Here is a 16,633-nt window from a genome sequence, read left to right on the forward strand (position 1 = left end):
GCTTTCAAGCATATGCCGCGTTCAACACCTGCGCGGCACTGCGGCGAATGCAGCGGGACAGCCCCATCGCGGCTGAAGCCGCTCCTACGGGGAGCAAGGCCGGGCATGCGGCTTTCCGCAGGCCCGGCGCCGGCACGGCCGGATCAGCCGCACCACACCCGCGCGTTGCGGAACATGCGCAGCCATGGCGAATCCTCGCCCCAGCCCTTCGGCGCCCAGCTCAGGTTGAGCGTGCGCGGGGTGCGCTCCGGGTGCGGCATCAGGATGGTGACGCGGCCGTCGCGGGTGGTCAGGCCGGTGATGCCGTCCGGCGAGCCGTTCGGGTTCAGCGGGTACTGCGGGTCGGCCTTGCCGTCGCCATCGATGTAGCGCAGCGCCACGTCGACCGCGGCCTGGTCCACCGCGCTGTCGAACTCGGCGCGGCCTTCGCCGTGCGCCACCGCCACCGGCAGCCGCGAGCCGGCCATGCCGCGCAGCAGGATCGACGGCGACTCCACCACCTCCAGCAGCGCGGTACGGGCCTCGAACTGCTCGCTGCGGTTACGCAGGAACTTCGGCCAGTGCTCCGCGCCGGGAATGATGTCCTTGAGCTGGCTCATCATCTGGCAGCCGTTGCACACGCCCAGGGCGAAGGTGTCCGGACGCGCGAAGAACGCGGCGAACGCCTCGCGCAGCGCAGGACGCTCCAGGATCGAGGTCGCCCAGCCGCGGCCCGCGCCCAGCACGTCGCCGTAGCTGAAACCGCCACAGGCGGCGATGCCGCGGAAATCGTCCAGCTGCACGCGGCCTGCGATCAGGTCGCTCATGTGCACGTCAAAGGCGTCGAAACCGGCGCGCTCGAAGATGTTGGCCATCTCGATCTGGCCGTTGACGCCCTGCTCGCGCAGGATCGCCACCTTCGGCCGCGCGCCCGTGGCGATGAACGGCGCGGCGACATCCTCGGCCGCGTCGAACGCCAGCTTCGGCTTAAGCCCCGGCGCATTGAAGCTGCGCGCGACCGCGCGTTCCTGGTCGGCCGCTTCCGGGTTGTCGCGCAGCTTCTGCATGGCGTGGGTCACCGACCACCACGCGTCGAACAGTTCTTCCCAGCGCCATTCGACCAGCGTTTCGCCTTCCAGCTGCACGCGCACTACCGGCGCGGTGGTCGGCCGTGCGATGCGCTGCGCGCACTCGGTCAGCGCGTGGCGCTCGACCAGGTCGGCGAACGCGGCGCGGTCTTCGCGGGCGATCTGCACCACCGCCCCCAGTTCCTCGTTGAACAGGCTGCGGAACGGATCGTCGCCCCAGGCGTCGAGCACGATGTCCAGGCCCAGGCGCGAGGCAAAGGACATCTCGCACAGCGCGGCGAACGCGCCGCCGTCGCTGCGGTCGTGGTAGGCCAGCAGCAGGCCGGCTTCGCGCGCATCGCGGATCAGCTCGAAGAAGCCGCGCAGGCGCTCGGGATCGTCCAGGTCCGGCACTTCGCCGGCGAAGGCCGGCAGCGCGCTGTGGTCGGCCTGGGTCTGGGCCAGGATCGAACCGCCCAAGCGCTGCTTGCCCGCGCCCAGCCCGATCAGCCACAGCTCGCTTTCGGTATCGCGGTCGAGCAGCGGGGTCAGCTGCTGGCGCGCATCGACCACCGGCGCGAACGCCGAGATCACCAGCGACACCGGCGACACCGATTTCTCGGCCTTGCCGTCGGCCTGCCACTGCGCCTGCATCGACAGCGAGTCCTTGCCCACCGGGATGCTGATGTCCAGCTGCGGGCACAGCTCCATACCCACCGCCTTGACCGCGTCGTACAGCAGCGCGTCTTCGCCGTCGTGGCCGCAGGCGGCCATCCAGTTGGCCGACAGCTTGACCGTATCCAGCGAGGTCACCGGCGCGGCGCACAGGTTGGTGATCGCTTCGCCCACCGCCATGCGCGCCGAGGCGGCGGCATCCAGCAGGGCCAGCGGGGTGCGCTCGCCCAGCGACATGGCTTCGCCGGCCCAGGTGTCGAACCCGGCCAGGGTGATGGCGACGTCGGCCATCGGCAGCTGCCACGGGCCGATCATCTGTTCGCGCGCGGTCAGGCCGCCGACGCTGCGGTCGCCGATGGTGACCAGGAAGCTCTTCGATGCCACGGTCGGGTGCGCGAGCACGCGCAGGCCGGCGTCGTGCAGGTCGATGCCGGCGGTCTTCAACGCCGGCCAGCGCGGCGCGGCCGGATGCGCGGTATCGCGGTGCATCTTCGGCGCCTTGCCGAACAGCACGTCCATCGGCAGGTCGATCGGCGCGTCGGCCGGGACGTTGCCCGGGGTCGCGCCGTAGGCCACGACCAGGCGCTCCTCGGCTGTGGCGATGCCGACCGCGGCGAACGGGCAGCGCTCGCGCGCGCAGATGTCGGTGAACTCGGCCAGGCGCCCGGCCGGGATGCCCAGCACGTAGCGCTCCTGCGACTCGTTGCACCACAGTTCCAGCGGCGACAGCGACGGGTCGTCGGTGGGCACCTTGCCCAGGTCGATCACGCCACCGACCCCGGAATCGTGCAGCAGTTCCGGGATGGCGTTGGACAGGCCGCCGGCGCCGACGTCGTGGAAGAACTTGATCGGGTTGCCGGTGCCCATGGCCACGCAGCGGTCGATCACTTCCTGGCAGCGGCGCTCCATCTCCGGGTTGTCGCGCTGCACGCTGGCGAAGTCGAGGTCCTCGGCGCTCTCGCCCGAGGCCACCGACGAGGCGGCGCCGCCGCCCAGGCCGATCAGCATCGCCGGGCCGCCGAGCACGATGACGATGTCGCCGTCCTGCAGCTTCAGCTTGTCCACCTGCACGCGGTCGATCGCGCCCAGGCCGCCGGCCAGCATGATCGGCTTGTCGTAGGCACGGGTGATGCCGTCTTCCGGCAGCTCGAAGCTGCGGAAGTAACCGAGCAGGTTCGGGCGGCCGAATTCGTTGTTGAACGCGGCGCCGCCGAGCGGGCCGTCGAGCATGATGTCCAGCGCCGGCGCCATGCGCGGATTCAGCGCGCGCGGCGCCTCCCACGGCTGCGGCAGGGTCGGGATGCGCAGGTGCGAGACCGAGAAGCCGGTCAGGCCGGCCTTGGGCTTGCCGCCGCGGCCGGTCGCGCCTTCGTCGCGGATCTCGCCGCCAGCGCCGGTCGAAGCGCCCGGGAACGGCGCGATCGCGGTCGGATGGTTGTGCGTCTCCACCTTGATCTGGAACGCGCTGGGCACCACCGCTTCGCTGCGGTACTTCCCGCTGGCCGGATCGGGGCGGTAGCGCGCGGCCGGCTCGCCTTCGATCACCGCCGCGTTGTCGCTGTAGGCGCTCAACGTGTGCTGCGGGGTCTGCTGGTGGGTGTTCTTGATCATGCGGAACAGCGAGCGGTCCTGCTCGCGCCTGTCGATGGTCCAGCTGGCATTGAAGATCTTGTGCCGGCAGTGCTCGGAATTGGCCTGCGCGAACATCATCAGTTCGACATCGGACGGATCGCGGCCCAGCTCGGCATAGCGCCGGCGCAGGTAGTCGATCTCGTCGTCGGCCAGGGCCAGGCCCAGGCGCTTGTTGGCCGCTTCCAGGTCGGCCAGGGCGATGCGCTCCAGCTGGCCGCGCGCCGGGCTGGTGAACAGCGCCTGCGCCTGTTCGATGCCGGTCAGCAGCGACTGCGTCATCGCATCGTGCAGCAGCCTGGCCACGGCGGCCTGCTTTGCCGGGTCGGACGGCCAGCCGGCCAGGTCGATGCGGGTTCCGCGCTCCACGCGCTGGATCGGCAGGCCGGCGCCGCGCACCAGCTCGGAGGCCTTGCTCGACCAGGGCGACAGCGTGCCCAGGCGCGGCACCACATAGCGCGAGACCGTATCCGCGGCGGCGGCGGCCGGCTGCGGCTGGCCCTGCAGGATGCGGCCCAGCACGGCCTGGTCGACGGCCGCGGCATCGGCGGCCTGGATGAAGTAGACGTGCCAGGCACCGGTAATGCGCAGATCGGCGGCGATGGACTGCAGGCGGGATTCAAGACGTTCGCGGCGGAACGGCGAAAGGGCGGCTGCGCCCTCGAGGACGATCATGTCCGGGAGACCATGGTGGGAGTCGGGCCCGCCATTGTACCGGAGCGAGCGCCGCGGGCTGGAACCGGCGACGGCATGCCGCATCGCCGCGGCGGGAACAGGGTCCGGATTGCGGAGGCGGGGCATGCCACCGGTGTTTTACCGGGAAGGCTCCAGCGGGGCGTTGCCCCGCTCTACAAGAAGAGGGGGCACGGCGGCTCTGCAGCGCCGGGTACCACCCGGCGGGCCTGCATGGGAATGCCCCGGCCTGCAAGGACGGCGATGGGCCATGCCCGCCACCCGCCCGGGGGACGGTGGCTGGCGATGGCGGACATGAAAACGGCGGCCTCGGCCGCCGTTTCTGCCTCAGGGGCTGCCGGACGCGCCGGGAAGCCGTTCCAGCGCCGCCTTGAGCTGCGCCGGCGGCAGGTAGCCGCCCAACTGGGTGCCGTCGGCGGCGAAGATCGCCGGAGTGCCGCTGATGCCCAGCTGCTGGCCGACGTTGTACTGCATCGTCACCGGGTTGGTGCAGTTCTTCGCCTCCACCGGGCGGTCGGACTTGGCGGCGGTCAGTGCCGCCTTGCGGTCGCTGGCGCACCACACCGAGATCATGTCGGTGTGGTCCTTGCTGCCCAGGCCCATGCGCGGGAACGCCAGGTACTCGACGGCGATGCCCTGGCGGTTCAGTTCGGCGATGTCCTGGTGCAGCTTGCGGCAGTAACCGCACTCGATGTCGGTGAACACGCTGATGGTGTACTTGGCGTTCGGCGGCGCGAACACGATCCGGTCCGAATGCGGCAGCGTGGACAGCAGCTTGCGGCGGTAGGCCAGCAGGCCTTCGCTGGTGGCAAGCGCGCGCTTGCCGATGTCGTAGGGCTGGGCCTGCAGCAGGAAGCGGCCGTCGTCGGTGACGTACAGCACCTGGCCGGACACCACCACCTCGCGGAAACCGGCGAACGGCGCGGCGCCGATGTAGTCCGGGCTGAAATTCGGATCCAGTTGCTTGAGCGCATCGCGCACCCGCTTCTCGACCGCGCCATCCCCGGCGGCCGGAGCGGCGGCGGTGGTGGTTTCGGGCGCCTTCGACTGCGCGCAGGCGGTCAGGCTGATCGCGCCCAGCAGCGCGGCGATGGCGATTCGGAGCATGGGGATTCCAAGGGGAAAGAGGCGGAAAGCCTGGCGATTCTCGCATACCCGCGGATCGGGACGTTCAGCGCGGGGTGGGATTGGCGGCGCTTGCCGCAGGGCCCACGAACAGCGCGACGCTGCGGCACGAGGTGCGCCAGAGGCCCGCACGGATTCCATTGCCGACGCAGCGTCCCACCGCCGCGTGCGGGGCAACGCCCCGCTTGAGCCCTCCCGGGCAGGCCCCGCCGGGCGATGCCCGGCGCTACAAAGCCGCCGCGTCCCCTCTCCTTGTAGAGCGGGGCAACGCCCCGCTGGAGCCTTCCCGGGCAGGCCCCGCCGGGCGATGCCCGGCGCTACAAAGCCGCCGCGCCCCCCTCTCCTTGTAGAGCGGGGCAACGCCCCGCTGGAGCCCTCCCAGGCAGGCCCCGCCGGGCGATGCCCGGCGCTGCAAAGCCGCTGCGTCCCCTCTCCTTGTAGAGCGGGGCAAAGCCCCGCTGGAGCCCTCCCGGGCAGGCCCGCCGGGCGCCCGCAACCGCGCGCGGCACGCCGCGCAAGCGCGGCCGCTCACCCCCTCGGGTGGTGACTGCGGTGCAGCTTCTGCAGATGCTCGCGCGCGACCAGGGTGTAGATCTGGGTGGTGGACAGCGAGCTGTGGCCGAGCAGCATCTGCAGCGCGCGCAGGTCGGCGCCATGGTTGAGCAGATGGGTGGCGAAACTGTGGCGCAGGCCGTGCGGGCTGATCCGCGTCGGGTCGATGCCGGCGACCATCGCGCAGGTCTTCACCAGCAGCCAGAACTGCTGGCGGGTCAGCGGCTTCTGGCCACGGGTCAGGAACAGGGGCACCTGGCCGTGGGCCGTGGCCTGCACCGGCCGGCCCGCGGCCAGCGCCGGGCGCGCGTCGGCCAGGTAGCGTTCCAGCCAGTGCCGGGATTCCTCGCCCAGGGGCACCAGCCGCTCCTTGCTGCCCTTGCCGGTCACCCGCAGCACGCCCTGGCGCAGGTTGACGGCGTTGGCCGGCAGGTCGACCAGTTCGCTCACGCGCAGCCCGGCGGCGTACATCAGTTCCAGCATGGCGCGGTCGCGCAGTCCCTCCGGCGTGGCGACATCCGGCGCTGCCAGCAGGGCCTCGATCTGGCTTTCGGCCAGGGCCTTGGGCAGTGGCCGCGGCAGCTTGGGCGGCTCCAGCAGCGCGGAGGGATCGTCGCCGCGCTCGCCGCGGCGCAGGCAATCGGCGAAGAACGCGCGCAGCGCAGACAACAGCCGCGCGTTGCTGCGCGGCGACCAGCCGTGATGGGTGCGCCAGGCCAGATAGTCGAACAGGCCCGGCCGGTCGATGCCGGCCAACAGGCTTCCCTGCGCCGATGAAACCGCCCCCGGCGCAGCGGCACCGGTTCGCGGAGAGGCCGCCGCCGCCCTCCCTGGCCGTTCGCCCGCCGGCGCACGGACCGATGGTGCGCAGGCGCGCCCGTTCGCCCAGCGCGCCAGTCCTTCGAGGTCCCTGCGGTAGCTGTCCAGCGTCGCACGCGCCAGCCCCTGCTCGGCCCAGATCGCATCGAGGAAGCGCTGGATGCGGTGGCCGTCCTCCTCGCGCAGCGGTGGCAGCTGCATCACCAACTGGCGGCGTTCGGCGGCGGTGGAAAGCGGAGTCATCGTGCGAAGGATAGGCATTGCCGGCGCCACTGCCCATCCACATCGCGCACGCCAGCCCGTATGCTCGCGCGATGAACGCAGACGCCGCTTCCCCGCCCCGCCCTTCGCCGCTGCTGCTGCGCCGGTTGCTGGCGATGCTCTACGACCTGTGGCCGGTGCTGGCGCTGTGGATGCTCGCCGCCGTGCCGTTCACCCTGCTGGACGTGGCCGCAAGCGGCAACACGCACCACAACATCGCCCCGTACAGCCCGCTGCAGTGGCTGTTGTGGCTGTGCTGCTGGGCGGTGGCCGGCGTGTATGCGACGGCCAGCTGGAAGCGCGGCGGGCAGACGCTGGGCATGCGCCCGTGGCGGCTGCATGTGCGCGGCGCCGACGGCACGCCCTCGATGGGCATGCTGTGGAAGCGCTACGCGATCGGCACGCTGTCGCTGCTGTGCGGCGGGCTCGGATTCTGGTGGGCGCTGTTCGACCGGGAGCGGCTTACGTGGCACGACCGACTGAGCAACACGCGGCTGGTGCGCCTGCCCAAACAGGAATAAGCCCGGCGCTTCGTTCCGCAGGCGCGCGGCGGCGCGGCAGGCAAACCGGTTCATCCGGTTTCCCGGAGCGCGGCATGGGCGCTTGATCGCCCCCTGTCCGCTGCCACGGGTGACCGGGCATGACGGTGCGGCGGGAGAAATGCTCAACCCACAGGAGCGGCTTCAGTCGTGAAGGGGCTTTCCGGGGCAGGCCCTGGTCGCGACTGAAATCGCGCCTACAGGGCGCGCGCACTTTGCATGCGCGCAGCGGACGGAGGTCAACTCGACCTGCGCTTGAACAGCCAGCCCGACACGGCCAGCATCACGATCGGCGGCAACGCGTAGGCGATGCGGTAGTCGAACTTGAGCGCGCCGGCCATGCGCCCGAAGAACATCTGCAGCAGCAGGAAGCCCAGCGCGAACAGCATGCCCAGGAACAGGCGCTTGCCCATGCCGCCGCTGCGCAGCGAGCCAAACGCGAACGGCACCGCCGCCAGGCACAGCGCCAGCACGTTCACCGGATAGAACCAGCGGCTCCAGTAGGTGTCCTCGTAGTCGCGCGCATCCAGCCCGTTGCGCTTGCGGTACTCGATGCTGGTGCGCAGTTCGGCCGCGGTCAGGCTGCGCGGCTTGGCCAGGCCGGAGGCCAGCGCCGCCGCGTCCAGCGCCGAATCCCAGCGTTCGCTGGCGACCGTCCGACGGGTGGCCGAGCGCTCGCCGAAGGTGTCGTGCCGCACCTGTTCCAGGGTCCAGCCATCGGTGTCGTGGCGCGCGGTGACCGCGTAAGTCAGGCTGGCCAGGCGGCCGCCGGCATCCAGCCGGTACAGGCGCACGTCGTGCAGCAACAGGCGCGTCCCGCCGTCGTCGGTGAGCTGTTCCTCACCGTTCTGCGCGTTGAGGAAGGTGTCGCCCTCGCGCGCCCACAGCCCGGAATAACGGGCCACGGCCATGTCTGTATTGAACTTGGCGCTGGCCTTGAGCGCATCGGCCTTTTCCTGCGCCCACGGCGCCAGGGTTTCGCCATTGACCACCATCATCGCGGTCAGCAGCGACAGCGCGATGGCCACCGAGAGCGCGATGCGGCGCCGCGACAGGCCGATCGCGCGCAGGGCGGTCAGTTCCGAGGTCGCGGCCAGCTGGCCCAGCCCCATCAGCGCGCCGATCACCGCGGCCATCGGGAACAGCGTGTAGGCGCGGCGCGGCAGGGTATAGGCGGTCCAGGCCACGGCATGGCCGAAGGTATAGCTGCCGGTGCCGATGTTCTTGGCCTCGCCGGACAGCGACAGCATCGCGTCCAGGCCGGTCAGCACCGCCCAGGTCAGCAGCACCGTGAACAGCACGGTGCGGCCAACGTAGAAGTCGTGGATGCGCGGGCTCAGCATCATGCGCGGCCCCGCTTGCGGCGCGACAGCCGGCCATCGCGGAAATACATCCATGCCGCCAGCGCCAGCAGCGGCACGGTCAGCCACCACATGCCCAGCGCCGTCGGCAGCTTGCCGGTGGCCAGCCATTGCCGGCCGCTGATCATCAGGCTGATGCCCACGACATAGCCCAGGAAGGCCAGCATGATGCTGCCGTAGCGCTGCTGCCGCGGCGTGCTGCGCGCCAGCGGCAGGGCCAGCAGGGCGAAGGCCAGCGCCAGCAGCGGCGGGGTGATGCGCCAGTGCAGCTGCGCCTGCGCCTCGCGCCGGTCGTCGCCCAACAGGCGCAGGGTCGGCAGCACCTCGGGGTCGTCCTGCCCGCGCGGCTCGTCGCGGTCGGGCAGCGCCACCTCGTTGCTGGCGTAGCGCATCAGGCGGTAGTCCAGCGCGCCGTTCTCCGGGCCCTCGACGCGGTGTCCGTCCTCCAGGCGCAGGAAGCGCTGACGCTCGCCCTCGAAGAACATCGCGCCGCTGTTGGCCGAGACCACGTCGATGCGCCCGTCCTTCTGCCGCTGGATGAACACCTTGCCCATTTTCGTGCCGTCCTCGCTCAGCGAGGACAGGTAGACGATGCCGCCGCCGGAAAGCTGGGTGAACCTGCCCGGCTCCAGTCCGGCCACCACCACGCTGCGGCTGGCGGCCTCGACCATCGCGTCGGCGGTACGGTTGGCCCAGGGGCCCAGCCACAGCGAGCAGGCCCCGACCACCGCCACCACCGGCACCACCAGCATCAGCACCGGCCGCAGCAGGCGCCGCGGGCCGGCCCCCACCGCGGTCAGCACCGCCATCTCCGAGTCCCGGTAGAGCCGGGCGATGGCCAGCGACAACCCGAGCAGCAGGGCCAGCGGCAGGATGATGGGCAGGTAGACGATGAACTGCAGGCCCAGCTGCGACAGCAGCAGCCCGGCCGGCATGCGGCCGTCGGCGATCCGGCCCAGGATGTCCACCAGCACCCCGCCCACGCTCACCACCAGCAGCACGGTCAGGGTCGCCAGGAAGCTCTGGAGGAAGTCGCTCAGCAGGTAGCGGTCAAGCTTCGCCATGGGGTGGGTGGTTTAAACTCCCGGTTTGGTTCGCGGCGCGCCCGGCCGGTCTGGAAGGGTGGAAACAGTCCGCGATTGTACGGATTTGGCAATGGAATCTGATCAATGTCTCTGCAATTCACCCTGAACCACGCCGCTCCGGCCTCCGTCGCGGTCGACTGCGTCATCGTTGGCGCCTTTTCCGACAAGTCGCTGTCCCCGGCGGCGCAGGCGCTGGACGCCGCCTCCGGCGGCCGCCTCGCGGCGCTGGTGGAGCGCGGCGATGTCGGCGGCAAGACCGGCAACACCACCGTGCTGCACGACCTGGCCGGCGTGGCCGCGCCGCGCGTGCTGGTGGTCGGCCTGGGCGATGCGGCCAAGTTCGGCGTGCCCCAGTACATCAAGGCGGTAGGCGACGCCGCGCGCGCGCTGCGCAGCGGGGTCACCCGCAGCGCGCTGTTCACCCTGTCCGAACTGGTCGTTGCCGGCCGCGACGCCGCCTGGAACGTCCGCCAGGCCGTGGTCGCCGCCAACCACGCCAGCTACCGCTACACCGCCACCCTGGGCAAGAAGAAGCCCGACGCCCCGGGCCTGGAAACCCTGGCGATCAGCGGCAGCGACGAGACCGCCCTGCAGCAGGGCCAGGCCATCGCCGCCGGCGTCGAGTACGCCCGCGAGCTGGGCAACCTGCCGCCGAACCTGTGCACCCCGGCCTACCTGGCCGAGACCTCGGTCAAGTTCGCCGCCGAGCATGAAGGCGCGCAGGCCGAGATCCTGGACGAGCAGCAGATGGAGGCCCTGGGCATGGGCTCGCTGCTGGCCGTGGCCCGCGGCGCGGCCAACCGCCCCAAGCTGGTGGTGCTGAAGTGGAACAACGGCGGCGACGCCAAGCCCTACGTGCTGGTCGGCAAGGGCATCACCTTCGACACCGGCGGCGTCAACCTGAAGACCCAGGGCGGCATCGAGGAAATGAAGTACGACATGTGCGGTGGCGCCAACGTCATCGGCACCTTCGTCGCCACGGTCAAGGCCAGGCTGCCGCTGAACCTGGTGGTGGTGGTGCCGGCGGTGGAAAACGCCATCGACGGCAACGCCTACCGCCCGTCCGACGTGATCACCTCGATGTCCGGCAAGACCATCGAAGTCGGCAACACCGACGCCGAGGGCCGCCTGATCCTGTGCGACGCGCTGACCTACGCACAGCGCTTCGAGCCGGCCGCGCTGGTCGACGTGGCCACCCTCACCGGCGCCTGCATGGTCGCCCTGGGCCACCAGACCGCCGGGCTGATGAGCAAGCACGACGACCTGGCCAACGAGCTGACCGCCGCCGGCGAGCACGTGTTCGACCGCGCCTGGCGCCTGCCGCTGTGGGACGAGTACCAGCCGATGCTGGATTCCAGCTTCGCTGACGTCTACAACATCGGTGGCCGCTGGGCCGGTGCCATCACCGCCGGCTGCTTCCTGTCGCGCTTCACCGAAGGCCAGCGCTGGGCGCATCTGGACATCGCCGGCGTGGCCAGCGACGAAGGCAAGCGCGGCATGGCCACCGGCCGCCCGGTCGGCCTGCTGACGCAGTGGCTGCTGGACCGGGTGGCCTGAGGCCAGGAGGGGGAACAGGGAACGGGGCATGAGAACTCCCCGGGCCGGTTCCCCCGCCCCGCCATCCATGCCCCCCTTCCCCCTCCCTCTTCCCGGTTACCTGCCTTGACCCGCGCCGATTTCTACCTGATCGCCAAGCCCCGCTTCCTCACCGAGCCGCTGAAGCTGGTGTGCGAACTGGCGCGCAAGGCCAACGACACCAGCCAGTACACGCTGGTGCTGGCGCGCGACGCGGCGCAGGCCGAGGAACTGGATGAACTGTTGTGGTCGTTCGACCCGGACGCCTACATCCCGCACCAGATCGTCGGCGAGGACGTGGACGAGGAAGAAGCCATCGTGCTGATCGCCGCGCCCGGCGCCGACGCGCCGGAGCGGCCGCTGGTGATCAACCTGCGCGACGAACCTTACCTGGGCGGCTGCGAGCGGGTGCTGGAAGTGGTGCCGGCCGATCCGGCCGCGCGCGAACCGCTGCGCGAGCGCTGGCGCCAGTACAAGGCCGCCGGCTACGCGCTCAACAAACACGACATGTAAAGGACGCCCCCCATGCGCCTGCTCATTGCCCTGCTCCTGCCGTGGCTGGCCTTTTTCACCATCGGCCGGCCGATCTCCGGCATTGTCTGCCTCATCCTGCAGATCACGTTGATCGGCTGGGTACCTGCCGCCATCTGGGCTGCATACGCGGTCAGCCAGTACCACACCGACCAGAAGATCAAGCGCGCCTTCGGCCGCTGATCTCCCTCCCACGTTCTTTCCGGTTTCCCCCGCATGACCCAACTCGCCTCCAGCTACGACCCCAAATCCTTTGAAACCGCGCTCTACGAGTCGTGGGAGAAAGCCGGCCTGTTCAAGCCGTCCGGCAAGGGCGAGCCCTACACCATCCTGCTGCCGCCGCCGAACGTCACCGGCACCCTGCACATGGGCCACGCCTTCCAGCAGACGCTGATGGATGCGCTGATCCGTTACCACCGCATGCGCGGCTACGACACGCTGTGGCAGGTGGGTACCGACCACGCCGGCATCGCCACCGAGATGGTGGTCAGCCGCAACCTGGCGCTGGAAGGCAAGGGCGAAACCCGCGACTCGCTGGGCCGCGACGGCTTCATCGACAAGGTGTGGGAGTGGAAGGCGCACTCGGGCAATGTGATCGAAGGCCAGATGCGCCGCCTCGGCACCTCGGCCGACTGGTCGCGCAGCACGTTCACCATGGACCCGGGCCCGAGCGAGGCGGTGATCGAGTCCTTCCTCCGCTGGCACGAGCAGGGCCTGATCTACCGTGGCCAGCGCCTGGTCAACTGGGATCCGGTGCTGAAGACCGCCATTTCCGACCTGGAAGTGGAGAGCGTCGAGGAAGACGGTTTCCTGTGGTCGATCGCCTACGCGCTGGAAGACGGCGCCAGCTACGAGCACGTCGAGGTCGATGCCGACGGCAACGAGACCCTGCGCGAAACCCGCAACTACCTGATCGTGGCCACCACCCGCCCGGAAACCCTGCTGGGCGACACCGCGGTCATGGTGCATCCGGAGGACGCGCGCTACGCGCACCTGATCGGCAAGCGCGTGACCCTGCCGCTGACCGGCCGCAGCGTGCCGGTGATCGGCGACGACTACGTGGACAAGGCGTTCGGCACCGGCGTGGTCAAGGTGACCCCGGCGCATGACTTCAACGACTATCAGGTGGGCGTGCGCCACAGCCTGCCGATGATCAACCTGTTCACCCCAGTGGCCGCGCTGAACGAAAACGCCCCGGAAAAGTACCGCGGGCTGGACCGTTACGAAGCGCGCAAGGTGATCCTGGCCGAACTGGAAGACCTGGGCATCCTGGTCGAAACCAAGGCGCACAAGCTGCAGGTGCCGCGCGGCGACCGCACCGGCCAGGTGATCGAGCCTTACCTCACCGACCAGTGGTTCGTGAAGATGGACGGGCTGGCCAAGCGCGGCCTGGAATTGGTTGAGAATGGCAGCATCAAGTTCGTGCCGGGCAACTGGATCAACACCTACCGCCACTGGATGGAGAACATCCAGGATTGGTGCATCAGCCGCCAGCTGTGGTGGGGCCACCGCATCCCGGCATGGTTCGACGAAGCGGGCAACTGCTACGTCGGCCGCAATGAAGCCGAGGCCCGCGCCAAGGCCGGCCTGGGCGACGACGTGGTGCTCACCCAGGACAGCGACGTGCTGGAGACCTGGTTCTCCTCGCAGCTGTGGCCGTTCTCCACCCTGGGCTGGCCGAACGAAGCGGCGATGGCCGAGCGCGGCTTTGAGCGCTACCTTCCGTCGAACGTGCTGATCACCGGCTTCGACATCATCTTCTTCTGGGTGGCGCGCATGATCATGGCCACCGACAGCTTCACCGGCCAGATCCCGTTCAAGGACGTCTATATCACCGGCCTGATCCGTGATGGGCAGGGCCAGAAGATGTCCAAGTCCAAGGGCAATGTGCTCGATCCGCTGGACATCATCGACGGCATCAGCATCGACGACCTGGTGGCCAAGCGCACCCACGGCCTGATGCAGCCGAAGATGGCCGAGAAGATCGAGAAGGCCACGCGCAGGGAATTCCCGGACGGCATCATCGCCCACGGTGCCGATGCGCTGCGCTTCACCATCGCCGCGCTGGCCACCCATGGCCGCGACATCAAGTTCGACATGAGCCGCGCCGAGGGCTACAAGAACTTCTGCAACAAGCTGTGGAACGCCAGCCGCTTCACCCTGATGAACACCGAGGGCGCGAGCTTCACTGGCGCGCCGCAGCCGCGCACCGATGCCGAACGCTGGATCCTGGCACGCCTGGCCAAGGTCGCCGCCGAAGCGCAGCAGCACTTCGCCGACTACCGCTTCGACCTGCTGTCGCAGGCCTTGTACGAATTCGTCTGGAACGAGTTCTGCGATTGGTTCCTGGAGCTGACCAAGCCGGCATTGAACGGTAGTGATGCGGCGGATGCGGAGAGTACCCGCCACACCCTGCTGTACGTGCTGGAAGCGGTGCTGCGCCTGCTGCACCCGCTGACCCCGTTCGTTACCGAGCAGCTGTGGCAGCAGGTGGCACCGCGACTGGGTATCGATGCCGAGTCGCTGTCGCTGCGCGCGTACCCGACCGCGGAGGAGTTTGCCGGCGATTACGCGCAGGCCGAAGTCGACGTGGAATGGTTCAAGACCATGGTCAGCGCCCTGCGCCGCGTGCGCAGCGAGTTGAACGTACCGCCGTCCAGGCAGGTGCGCCTGCTGCTGCAGGGTGGACAGGCCGCCGATCGTGCGCGTGTCGAACGCTTCGCTTCGCAGCTGCGCTTCCTGCTCAAGCTGGAGAGCATTGATTGGTTGGCCGCCGATGCGGTGACGCCACCGGCCGCAGCCGCGATTGTCGGTGAGCTCAAGCTGCTGGTGCCGCTGGAAGGCCTGGTCGACCTGGATGCCGAGCGTGCGCGCCTGGACAAGGAAATCGCCCGCGTGTCCGCCGAGAAGGAAAAGAGCGAGACCAAGCTGTCCAGGTTCACCGACAAGGTGCCGGCAGCGGTGGTCGAACAGGAGCGCGTGCGCCTGCTCGACTGGAACAGCCAGCTGGCCGGCCTGCAGGAACAGCGCGCCAAGCTGTAAACGCGCCGCTGCAGCGATGGAAACGCCGCCTGCGGGCGGCGTTTCCATTTGCGGCTATCCTGCGCCCTTTCCCCGCACCACGGGCATGCGATGTCGCTGGCGATCTTCTGCGCGGTGCTGTGCGCCGCCCTGCTGCATGCCGGCTGGAACGCCATCGTCAAACTCGGTGGCGACAAGCTGCTGACCACGATCCTGGTCACCGGCTGGGCCGCCCTCCTGTCCGCGCTGGCACTGCCGTGGCTGCCGCTTCCCGAGCCGCCAAGCTGGCCATGGCTGGCCGCGTCGGCCGTGCTGCAGGTCGGCTATTACGTCCTGGTCGCGCGTGCCTACCAGGTCGCCGACATGAGCCTGTCCTATCCGCTGATGCGCGGCTGCGCGCCGCTGCTGGTGGCGCTGGCCGGCAGCCTGGCATTCGGCGAGCGCCTGCCGGCAAGCGGCTGGCTCGGCATCGCGGTGGTCAGCGCCGGCATCCTGGGCATGGCCGGTGGCGGCGCCCGCCACCACCTGCGGCTGCCGCTGTCCATCGCCGTGCTGATCGCCACCTATACCCTGGTCGACGCGCGGGGCGCGCGCCTGTCCGGCAACGCGGCGAGCTACACGCTGTGGCTGTTCCTGCTGTCCGGCCTGCCCCTGCCGCTGTGGGCGCTGTACGCCCGCCGCGCGCAGCTGCGCAGCCACCTGCGCGGCAACTGGGGGCGCGGGCTGGTCGGCGGCTTCGGCACCACCGCGTCCTACGGCATCGCGCTGTGGGCGATGACCCTTGCGCCGGTGGCGATCATCGCCGCGCTGCGCGAGACCTCGATCCTGTTCGCGCTGCTGATTTCGGCCGTCGTGCTGAAGGAACGCATCGACCGCAGGCGCCTGCTCGCCGCGGCGCTCATCGTGGCCGGCGTGGCCCTGCTGCGACTGGGTTGAACCGGGCCGCGCGCCTCACAGCGGCGGCATGCGGGCGATGTCCTCGTCCACCAGTTCCATCGCCATCACCAGCGCGTCCTCGCGCCCGCTCCCGGCCGGGTAGTAGCGCGGGCGGCGGCCGATCTCGTTGAAGCCCTCGCTGTGGTACAGCGCGATGGCCGATGTATTGGACGGGCGCACCTCCAGGAACACCCGCGCCGCGCCGTGCTGCCGCGCCAACCGCACCAGGTCGCGCAGCAGGCGCCGCCCGAGCCCGCGCGACTGGCGCAGCGGATCGACGCAGACGTTGAGCACGTGCGCCTCGTCGGCGGCGATGCTCAGCAGCCCATAGCCGAGCAGGCCGGCGTCCCCCACCAGCACGCGCCCCGGATAGCCGGCGCGCAGGCAGTCCTGGAAAATGCCGCGGGCCCAGGGAAACGGATAGGCGCGCAGCTCGATCTCCATCACCGCGTCCAGGTCCCCCTCGTGCATCGGGCGCAGCACGGGGGCAGGCATCGCCGCCACCGCGCTCACTGCCGCTGCTTCCGCCGAAGCTCGCGCAGTTGCGGCCACAGCGCGCGCTTGGCGGCGGGATCGGCGCGCAGCTCGGCCAGCGGCCAGCTGTCCATCAGTGCGCGGGTTCCCGGATCGTTGGGATTGCAGCCGGAAGCGCGCAGCAGCGCGATCTGCAGGCGGTCGGGCAGGCGCAGTCCGCCACGACGCGCCGCCGGTCGGGCCTCCGGCGCGGTGGCCGGCGCATCAGGCGGCGTCGGCGTCGGCGCGGGCGCTTCGCGGCGCGGTGGCGG

At 70.1% G+C, this 16,633-nt stretch carries 12 protein-coding genes and 1 pseudogene; 6 read left to right on the forward strand and 7 right to left on the reverse strand.

The features are described from left to right. Window positions 1-143: 143 nt before the first annotated feature. The 3 genes from purL to QMX80_RS14010 form a co-directional block, all read right to left on the reverse strand. On the reverse strand, window positions 144-4,025 hold the full coding sequence (purL, locus tag QMX80_RS14000; protein ID WP_282277661.1) for a phosphoribosylformylglycinamidine synthase: 3,882 nt from the start codon (window positions 4,023-4,025) through the stop codon (window positions 144-146). Window positions 4,026-4,370: 345 nt separating this feature from the next. Next, entirely contained in the window at window positions 4,371-5,150 is a 780-nt protein-coding gene (locus QMX80_RS14005) for a DsbC family protein (RefSeq protein WP_055766048.1), read from the reverse strand. A 546-nt stretch (window positions 5,151-5,696) separates the two neighbouring features. Next, window positions 5,697-6,782 carry a site-specific tyrosine recombinase XerD gene (locus tag QMX80_RS14010; protein WP_282277662.1) on the reverse strand — a complete coding sequence of 362 codons (1,086 nt, stop codon included), beginning with the start codon at window positions 6,780-6,782 and terminating at the stop codon, window positions 5,697-5,699. A gap of 71 nt (window positions 6,783-6,853) precedes the next feature. Between QMX80_RS14010 and QMX80_RS14015 the strand changes: the two genes are divergently transcribed. Beyond that, the gene (locus QMX80_RS14015; RefSeq protein ID WP_282277663.1) at window positions 6,854-7,321 is read left to right on the forward strand and encodes an RDD family protein; all 468 of its coding nucleotides are present in this window, start codon (window positions 6,854-6,856) and stop codon (window positions 7,319-7,321) included. A gap of 257 nt (window positions 7,322-7,578) precedes the next feature. Here the strand turns inward: QMX80_RS14015 and lptG are convergent, their stop codons facing one another. Next, a complete protein-coding gene (gene lptG / locus QMX80_RS14020) occupies window positions 7,579-8,736 on the reverse strand; it encodes an LPS export ABC transporter permease LptG (protein WP_282277665.1) in 1,158 nt (385 codons plus the stop codon). Further along, a complete protein-coding gene (gene lptF / locus QMX80_RS14025) occupies window positions 8,682-9,764 on the reverse strand; it encodes an LPS export ABC transporter permease LptF (protein WP_282277666.1) in 1,083 nt (360 codons plus the stop codon). The genes lptG and lptF overlap by 55 nt, the downstream gene beginning before the upstream one ends. A gap of 105 nt (window positions 9,765-9,869) precedes the next feature. Between lptF and QMX80_RS14030 the strand changes: the two genes are divergently transcribed. From QMX80_RS14030 to QMX80_RS14050, 5 genes are all read left to right on the forward strand, one after another. After that, entirely contained in the window at window positions 9,870-11,342 is a 1,473-nt protein-coding gene (locus QMX80_RS14030; RefSeq protein WP_055766064.1) for a leucyl aminopeptidase, read from the forward strand. Window positions 11,343-11,447: 105 nt separating this feature from the next. After that, entirely contained in the window at window positions 11,448-11,873 is a 426-nt protein-coding gene (locus QMX80_RS14035) for a DNA polymerase III subunit chi (RefSeq protein ID WP_055766067.1), read from the forward strand. Window positions 11,874-11,885: 12 nt separating this feature from the next. Beyond that, window positions 11,886-12,074 carry a YqaE/Pmp3 family membrane protein gene (locus QMX80_RS14040; protein ID WP_055766068.1) on the forward strand — a complete coding sequence of 63 codons (189 nt, stop codon included), beginning with the start codon at window positions 11,886-11,888 and terminating at the stop codon, window positions 12,072-12,074. 33 nt (window positions 12,075-12,107) lie between these two features. After that, the gene (locus QMX80_RS14045; protein WP_282277669.1) at window positions 12,108-14,933 is read left to right on the forward strand and encodes a valine--tRNA ligase; all 2,826 of its coding nucleotides are present in this window, start codon (window positions 12,108-12,110) and stop codon (window positions 14,931-14,933) included. 90 nt (window positions 14,934-15,023) lie between these two features. Then, the gene (locus tag QMX80_RS14050) at window positions 15,024-15,848 is read left to right on the forward strand and encodes an EamA family transporter (RefSeq protein ID WP_282277671.1); all 825 of its coding nucleotides are present in this window, start codon (window positions 15,024-15,026) and stop codon (window positions 15,846-15,848) included. Window positions 15,849-15,863: 15 nt separating this feature from the next. Here QMX80_RS14050 and rimI read toward each other — a convergent pair whose 3' ends face one another. Together rimI and QMX80_RS14060 are read right to left on the reverse strand one after the other, a co-directional pair. After that, window positions 15,864-16,343, reverse strand: coding sequence for a ribosomal protein S18-alanine N-acetyltransferase (rimI, locus tag QMX80_RS14055; RefSeq protein WP_161809364.1), 480 nt, complete (start codon window positions 16,341-16,343; stop codon window positions 15,864-15,866). A 14-nt stretch (window positions 16,344-16,357) separates the two neighbouring features. Next, window positions 16,358-16,633 (reverse strand): annotated as a pseudogene (locus QMX80_RS14060) (alanine acetyltransferase); the annotation flags it as partial.

It is taken from the genome of Stenotrophomonas sp. PS02297 (genome assembly GCF_029959705.1).
In the GTDB taxonomy this organism is placed as follows: domain Bacteria; phylum Pseudomonadota; class Gammaproteobacteria; order Xanthomonadales; family Xanthomonadaceae; genus Stenotrophomonas; species Stenotrophomonas nitritireducens.